Origin of the sequence: Chondromyces apiculatus DSM 436 (assembly GCF_000601485.1) — a bacterium.
Taxonomy (GTDB): Bacteria; Myxococcota_A; Polyangia; order Polyangiales; family Polyangiaceae; genus Chondromyces; species Chondromyces apiculatus.
This window is the reverse complement of record NZ_ASRX01000012.1, coordinates 24,957-32,148: the sequence shown is the minus strand read 5'-3', so window position 1 is coordinate 32,148 and position 7,192 is coordinate 24,957. Positions and strand designations below refer to the sequence as shown.

7 protein-coding genes are annotated in these 7,192 nt (G+C 70.0%); 3 read left to right on the top strand and 4 right to left on the bottom strand.

Features of this window, described 5'->3' with window-relative positions:
• Positions 1 to 198: 198 nt before the first annotated feature.
• On the top strand, positions 199 to 687 hold the full coding sequence (tssD, locus tag CAP_RS09005; protein WP_044238616.1) for a type VI secretion system tube protein TssD: 489 nt from the start codon (positions 199 to 201) through the stop codon (positions 685 to 687).
• Positions 688 to 720: 33 nt separating this feature from the next.
• Here the strand turns inward: tssD and CAP_RS09000 are convergent, their stop codons facing one another.
• A complete protein-coding gene (locus CAP_RS09000; RefSeq protein WP_044238614.1) occupies positions 721 to 1,590 on the bottom strand; it encodes a GNAT family N-acetyltransferase in 870 nt (289 codons plus the stop codon).
• A 159-nt stretch (positions 1,591 to 1,749) separates the two neighbouring features.
• On the opposite strand from CAP_RS09000, the gene CAP_RS08995 reads away from it, so the two are divergent.
• A complete protein-coding gene (locus CAP_RS08995; protein WP_044238612.1) occupies positions 1,750 to 2,445 on the top strand; it encodes a DNRLRE domain-containing protein in 696 nt (231 codons plus the stop codon).
• Positions 2,446 to 2,463: 18 nt separating this feature from the next.
• On the opposite strand, the gene CAP_RS08990 is transcribed toward CAP_RS08995, so the two are convergent.
• Positions 2,464 to 3,897 carry an erythromycin esterase family protein gene (locus CAP_RS08990; protein ID WP_044238610.1) on the bottom strand — a complete coding sequence of 478 codons (1,434 nt, stop codon included), beginning with the start codon at positions 3,895 to 3,897 and terminating at the stop codon, positions 2,464 to 2,466.
• A gap of 240 nt (positions 3,898 to 4,137) precedes the next feature.
• Here CAP_RS08990 and CAP_RS08985 point away from each other — a divergent pair, with 240 nt between their 5' ends.
• Complete coding sequence (locus tag CAP_RS08985) at positions 4,138 to 5,331, top strand: alpha/beta fold hydrolase (RefSeq protein WP_044238609.1); 1,194 nt, start codon at positions 4,138 to 4,140, stop codon at positions 5,329 to 5,331.
• Positions 5,332 to 5,344: 13 nt separating this feature from the next.
• Here the strand turns inward: CAP_RS08985 and CAP_RS08980 are convergent, their stop codons facing one another.
• A complete protein-coding gene (locus tag CAP_RS08980) occupies positions 5,345 to 5,884 on the bottom strand; it encodes a hypothetical protein (protein ID WP_197041088.1) in 540 nt (179 codons plus the stop codon).
• Between the two features lie 199 nt (positions 5,885 to 6,083).
• A complete protein-coding gene (locus tag CAP_RS08975; protein WP_197041087.1) occupies positions 6,084 to 7,178 on the bottom strand; it encodes a hypothetical protein in 1,095 nt (364 codons plus the stop codon).
• Positions 7,179 to 7,192: the final 14 nt, after the last annotated feature.

The window sequence follows — 7,192 nt, the reverse complement described above, 5'->3', positions numbered from 1 at the left end:
GCCGACAGCTGGGTCGCCCCGAACGTCTGATCGGACTCAGCGACACGACGGGATCGTAGCCAGGCTGCGGTCTCGGCAATGGCGGGCGGCTTCTCAGCCGCCCGTTTTGCTTTTCAGGGGACTCACTTCGTTCCTTCGCTTTTCGCAATGACCGCTTGCAGAGAAAGCGGTGAGTGTGCAGTACACTAAAGCTCACCCATGGCCCTGAACGCCCACCTCAGGCTCGTTGCGACCCAGCAGGGCCCAGTGCTCGGCTCGGTGTTGCAAAAGGGCAGGGAGGGCACCGTCATGGTGCTCGCGGCGAGCCATACCATCGTGGGGCCGCGCGACCCGGCGAGCGGGAGACCCACCGGCAAGCGGATGCACATGCCCTTCGTGATCACGAAGGAAGTCGACCGCTCAAGCCCGCTTCTCTACGCCATCCTCTGCACCAACGAGAACGTCACGAGCGTGGAGATCATGTTCTACACCCCGGACAGGACGGGGGTGGAGCGGCAGCACTACACGGTGTCTCTCACCAACGCGAACATCAGCAGCATCGACTTCCGGATGCCCAACACGAACAACCCGCACACGGCTCGGCTGCCCGCGCGCGAGGAGATCTCCTTCACCTACCAGAAGATCACCTGGACCTGGATGGAGGGGAACGTGACCGCCGCCGACGACTGGGAGACGCCGCGCTTCTGACGCGGTGACGCCGCGGCTCTCCCGCTCGACGCTTCAGCAGCGGGTGAGGGGGGAGAGGGTGAAAGGGCTGCGGACGGGGAGGGGGCGTCCGCGCACCATGAGCAGATCGATGCTCGGCTGAGGTGCTGGGACGAGCGCAGGAGCGTCGAGCCGATCGGGGGTGATCAGCACCTCGATCCGGTCCGCTGGACCCGGGAGGCCGGGGAGGAGCGCGGCGAGGGGAGGGATGCGGGGCGCGATCACGTCGTGGATCTGGAGGGCTCCCTCCTTGAGATCGCAGACCACCACGCACTCCAGGTCGGGGAAGTAGCGCAGGACGCCGCGCTCGACCGCGCCGGGCCAGAGGGCCAGGTCGATGAGAAAGAGCCAGCCGGGGTCCCGGGTCGCGCTCCGGGCGGAGACGGCCTCGCGCCGCGCGAGCAGGTCGCGGAGGAGGTGGAGGTCTTCCGGGTCGTGCAGCGCGAGGGCGCGGCTCTGGCCCGAGCGGCCCTCGGGGCAAGGACCCTTGAAGATGTGCTCCTCGCAGCGCTGGAAGCCGTACCGAGTGTAGATGTCCGGCTCTCCGGTCCAGAGAATGGCGGTGTCGTGGCGGGCGTCGACCCAGGTGAGGGCCTCGCGCATGGCCTCGCGGAGGTGGCCCCTGCCGCGGTGAGCGGGGTGGACGCAGACGCCATGGATCCCGGCGACGGTGAGGTCGTGGCCGTCGAAGGAGAGGGGGATCTCGATGACGCCCACATGGCCGACGGGCGTGCCGCCCTCGAACCGGAAGAAGGGCGTCGAGATCTCGAACCAGTCCCCGCCCCAGGCGCGCGCGAGGTCGATGCCCGGAGGGACGCGGGGCCAGGCGGAGCCGAGGAGCGCCTTGGCGGCAGCGTGGAGAGCAGGATCGTCCGGGTAAGGCATGGCAGGAAGGTGGGCGTACCATGAATTGCAGGTGCAGGCGGACATGCATGAATTGCGGTGAGCGGGTCTCCTGCGACCATTTCATCTTGGAATGAATGGGAGTATGAGAACAGGTTGGTCCTCCACGTAACCAACTCCACGTCGAGCAGGAGCCCCATCATGAAGCTGTCGTTCGTTGCGCAGGTCGTTTCGCGGGTCGTTTCGCCCCTCCTGACGAGGGGATGCCTCGTCGCCACTGCGGCGCTGACGCTGCCAGCCTGCGTGGGCGAGGTCCCCGAGGACATGGGTGAGGTGGGGGTCGAGGAGGCCGTGGGTGTGGCCGAACAAGCGGCGGACGGGGGCTGCGTGGCTTACCGGCGGGGCGTGTCCGGAACTGTGGCCGACGCGACGCTATGGCAGAACACGCCGACCTACAACACCGGCGACATCTCGCTCATCTACACGGGCACCTCGTCGATCGGGTTTCGCCAGGCGCTGCTCTACTTCGATGTGAGCAACATCCCGGCGAACGTGCACGTGGACTCGGCGGTGCTCTACCTGTCCGAGCTTTACAAGGACGACGGGACGGACATCGACATCCACGAGGTGCTGGAGCCCTGGTCGGAGAGCACGGTGACCTGGGCCAATTTCAACCAGGCATTCGCGCCCACGCCGACGACGTCGTTCTATGCCTGGGGGGGAGGCACGGCGCAGATTCACCTGGAGGGCATGGTGCAGCGGTGGCTGGACGGCGACACGGAGAACCAGGGCCTGCTCCTGCAGGAGCACACCGAGATGGCGAGCTCGTTCCGGAGCAGCGAGCACGCGGAGGTGGACACGCGGCCCCGCCTCAAGGTCTGCTACTCGCCGCTTTGAGGTGACGGCCGGGGGGGGTCATTCGCGGGGAGGGGAGACGCGACGGAAGAAGACGAGGGCGTCGGCGTTGCGGCCGACAGGGCCGTGGCCGTACGAGCTGGGATTGCCGTGGTCGTGGACCTCGTCGAAGGGCGTGCCCGGCGGGCGGCGTCGCAGGTCGAGGAGGAAGGCGTCGCCGAACGGCGCGAGGGCGGCTTCGAGGCTGTTCCGGCGGAGAGGGACGTCGCGGACCACGGGCTGCTTGCCGTCAGGCATGAAATGGGTGCCCTCGGGCGCGAGGAGCCAGAGGGCGAGGACCTCGGTCGGGCGCGGCTCGGTGACGTGGGTGCCGATGGAGCGCCACATGGGCATGTGCTCGCCGTCGGAGGGGCCCACGGAGAGGGTGGTCGAGGCGCGCGAGAGGTGCGTGTTGTGGCCGAGGAGGACGAGCTTGTCGCGCGGGTGAGCGGCGAGCCAGCGGTCGAGGCGCCGGTGCATGAAGGTCTCGCGCCGCTCGTAGAAGCGGCGCTGCGCCAGAGGGCGAGGATCCTGGAGGCGCCCCACCATGAACAGGAGGGACTCGGAGAGGGCGTGGAGCTGATCCTGGAACGTGCTGGCGCGCTCCGAGCCGAAGGCGGTGACGTAGGGGGAAGGGTCGGCGCTGACCTCGTCGGAGAAGGTGACGACGCGCAGGGTCTCCTGGCTCAGGTCCTCGCCGCGGACGAGGGCGAGGCGTGCAGCAGCGGCCGTCGCTTCAGGCGTCCCGGCAACCGGGGCGAGCGTGTCACGGAGATCCTGGTAGGCGCTGCCGGCGATGGCGTCGGTGTCGTACCCGAAAAAGCGGAAGCCACCCTCCTCCACGTCCGTGGGGCCGGGAGCGCCGGGAGCGCCGGGAGTGTCGGGAGCGTTGGGAGCGCCGGGAGCATTGGAGGCGTCGGGGGCGCTGGGCGTGCGCAGGGCACGGAGTGCGCGGAAGAAGCGTCGCTCCTCGGCGGCGAAGGCGCGCAGCGCTGCGCGGTCAGACTCGACGCGAGGCTGGAAGCGCTCGAGCTCGCGGCGCTCCTCGGGGCTCTTGCCCGCGTAGCCGAAGAGGGCGACACGGGCGAGTGCCTGCTCGTCGCCGCTGTCCAGGTAGCGATCGATGCGGGCGCCGTCGGAGGTGCCGATCTCCATGCCGAGGTGGTGAAAGCCATGGCGGGAGAGCCTGCGCAGAATGGCCAGGCGGTAGGGGTACTTCTCGTGGATGTAGTGATCAGGCTCGCCGAGGAAGACGATGCGCTTGCCGGCGACGAGGTGGTCGATCGCAGTCGCCACCGCCGGATCGAGCGTCTCTGCCTCGGGGTCGCGCCAGACGGTGCGGTTCGCGGTGACCCAGGCCGGATCGAGCTGGGTGCCAGCGCAGCCGAGGAGCAACGAGGCCAGCGAGGCGACGGCGGTCAGGGCGAGGCGCGCCGGGGCAGGGAAGTCAGGCATGGAGTCTTCTGAGCGGGCCCGCCGCGCGGAGGCGGCGCAGGTGCGGTTCGAGGTCGTGGCGAGGACGTCGGGCAGTCACCCGTGCGGCTGTCTACCACGACGCGCGCCCTCTCGGTTTTCCCCTGTCCCCGGGTCCGATTTCACCCGGACCACGGCAGGGAACGTCCTCCAAGAGTGCCGGAAGCGCGTGGCCTTCCCTTGCAGGGTGTCTTGACGCATGGCAGCAATCTGGCTGGACGGATGACCTGGACCCTCACCACCCTCCTGCTCCTCGGCCTCGCGCTGCTCGTGGTCTTCGCGCTCGCGACGTGGGCGCACCTGCGGTTCTGGAACTCGCGGCTCGGGCTCGCGCTCGCGTACGACGTCGAGGAGGTGCTGCCGACGCCCGATGGCGCGCACATCGAGCTGCGGCGCGTGCCGCGGGCGAAGGGTGCGGAGGCGACGAAGGCTGCCGACGACGCGGCGTTGCCGCCGGTGCTGCTCGTGCATGGGCTCGGGGCGAACCACAGGAACCAGGATCTGCACCCCGACTGGTCGCTGGCGCGGCACCTGGCGGCGGTGGGGCGCGACGTGTGGCTCGTCACGCTGCGCAGCGGGCTCCTGGTCGGCTGGGCGGAGCGGCGTCGGGCGCACTTCGGGGCGATGGTGAAGCACGACGTGCCCATGGCGGTGCAGGCCATCCTGGAGCGGACAGGGAAGGCGCAGGTCGACTACGTGGGGTTCTCCATGGGGGGAATGCTGCTCTATGCGGCGCTCGGGCGGACCCTCGACGTGGCCAAGGTGCGGCGCGCGGTGATCATCGGGTCGCCCGGGAGGGTGCTGTCACCGACGCGGCTCGTGCGGCTCGTTCCGCGGGGGTTCATCCCGACGGTGCCGATGCGCTCGCTGGCGCAGGGGTTCGCGTTCGCGTCGGAGTGGGCGCGGACGCCGCTGCACGGGGCGCTGGCGAACCCGAGGAACCTGGCGCCAGGGGTGACGCGGCTCATCCTGATGAACCTGGTGCGCGACATCCCCGCGGTGCTCCAGGCGGAGTTTCTGGGCTGGGCTGCGGGCGACGGGGAGATCCGGGTGGGCGGGGAGCGGGTGCTCGACGGGCTCGCGAAGGTCGAGGTGCCGGTGCTGTTCTTCGCGGGGAGCAAGGACAACCTGGCGCCGGTCAGCGCGGTGCGGCACGCCTTCGAGGCGTGGGGGCGCGAGAGGCCGGAGACGCCGAAGCGCCTCATCGTGCTGGGGCGCGACTTCGGGCAGCAGGAGGACTACGGGCACGGGGATCTCGCGGTGGGCGCGCGGGCGGCCGCGGAGATCTTCGAGCCGGTGGCGCGCTTTCTGGGGCCCGAAGCGCAGGCCGAGAAGGCAGGGGCCGAGGTCGGCGCGGAGGCCGTGGACGAGGTGCTCGCGCGCGAGCCGCTCGAGGCGGAGGGCGCGGCAGGGTGAGGTGAGGGTGAGGTCAGGGGACGGGCCAGACCTGGATGCCGAGGAAGAGGAGCTGGTTGTGGGTCTGGTCGGCGACCTGCACCTGGTGGACCTTGCCTGAGCGGAGCGCGGCGACGAGCACGTCGTAGCTGATCTGGAAGGCGCCGATCTTCTCAGAATCGAAGGGGCTATCGTTGTCCAGGATCGCGCCGAACACGCGCAACTCGGGTTGGAACGATACGCGCAGCCACGACGGAGGGCCGTTCCAGAGAGGGCTGAAGGTATCTTCTTGTGAGGTCAGCTCTATGCGCGGGGGGCCGATGAACTCACCGCCATTTACTACTTCGGCATATCCAACCGGGTCTGGAGGTGTGAAGCGGTCCATGCCCAGGCTGAGTACCGAAATCCCACCCGCGGCGATGGCGGCCCGCTTGTCGACGATCGACAGTGAGCGAATCAGGTTTTGGATCGTCTCAACCGGTAGAGGGATCGGGCTGTCCCATTGCGTGCCAGTCTCCCCACTAGCGTCGATCTTGCCCGGGCCGATCTTGGCGTCGACGAGGGTGATGCGCACGAAGGCGGGGAGGGGGGGCTCACCGGCCGGAGTCTCGCTCCCACCGCAGCCGAGGAGCAGGGCCAGACCGAGGGAGCCGCACCAGCCCCACCCGCGGATCGCACGTATCGAGGAGCCTCTCATGGGGAGAAGCTACCAGCCAGGGCGGCAGCCGTCAGGCTGGCGTCAGGGCGACGTGCAGGCAGCCGTCAGGCTGGCGTCAGGGCGACGTGCAGGCGACGGCGTGGAGGTCTTCGTCCTCGCCTTCGCTGACGGTGATGTAGCCGCTGCCGTCGGCGGTCCAGGCGATGGCCTCCCCCTGGTCCTCGCTGGCCACGGCGACGGCGCAAGGCGTGCCCGAGAGCGCCTCGGCGACCCGCTGGTCAGGGGCGAGGGGATAGAAGAAGACGTGGGTCAGGGTGCGGAGGAGGACGCCCTTCGCCTGAGGGTGCACGTCGCCGCCGGTGAAGCGCGGGCTGCCGGCGGGCGGGAGGATGTCCGTGACCTTCGTGGCCGTCACGATGTCGCCTGGAGAGGGCGGCAGCGTGAACTCGTACACCGAGGAGAAGCCGGAAGGGACCTTGGTCACCACCGTGACCATGCCCGTCGTGGGGTGCACGAGGAGGGTCTCGGCGTTGTGGCTGCCGTCGGGATAGCGGAAGCGATGTTGCTCGGCGTAGAGGGTCTGGCTCGCGCCGATGAACTCCGGCTCGGCGAGCCGGTAGATGGCGTACGTCGCCCGTTCGGCGTCGTTGTCGCCGGTATCGCCGACGTACAGGCAGCTCCCCGCCGCGCACGGGCCGCGGGCGATGTCTTCCCAGTCGACGGGATCGGCGCCGCTCGCGGTGATGAGGCCGAGGTCCTCGCCGGCCACGCCGAGGACGAAGATCTCCGCGTCGTTGCCGGCGTCCTCGTGGGTGTAGAGCACGTCGGGGTGGATGGCGCTGGCGGCGAGCCCCGAAGCTTCCTGGAGGTCGCCGCGCTGGACCTGCCCGAGGGTGGTGACGGTGCTGCAGGCCGTGCAGAAGTCGTTGTCGCCCTGGTGCGCTCCGTCGCCGCCGCCCCCGGCCGTTCCGGAGCTCGCGCCGCCGCCGCTGCCACCGCCGCCGCTGGCTCCCGTGCCGGTGCTCGCCCCAGCGCCGCTGCCGGTCGGCGCCTGGGACGTCGTGCCCGCCTCTCCTTCCCCGCAGGCGAGGGGCAGGGCCGGCGCGAGGACGGTGAGCAGCGTGAGGAGCGCACGCGACAGGCGCCTGGCCTCGAGGCGGTGCTGCGCGCGGGGTGGGGGAGGTCTCCGGGACGGCGGGCAGGGCTTCATGCTGTAGGTCCCGC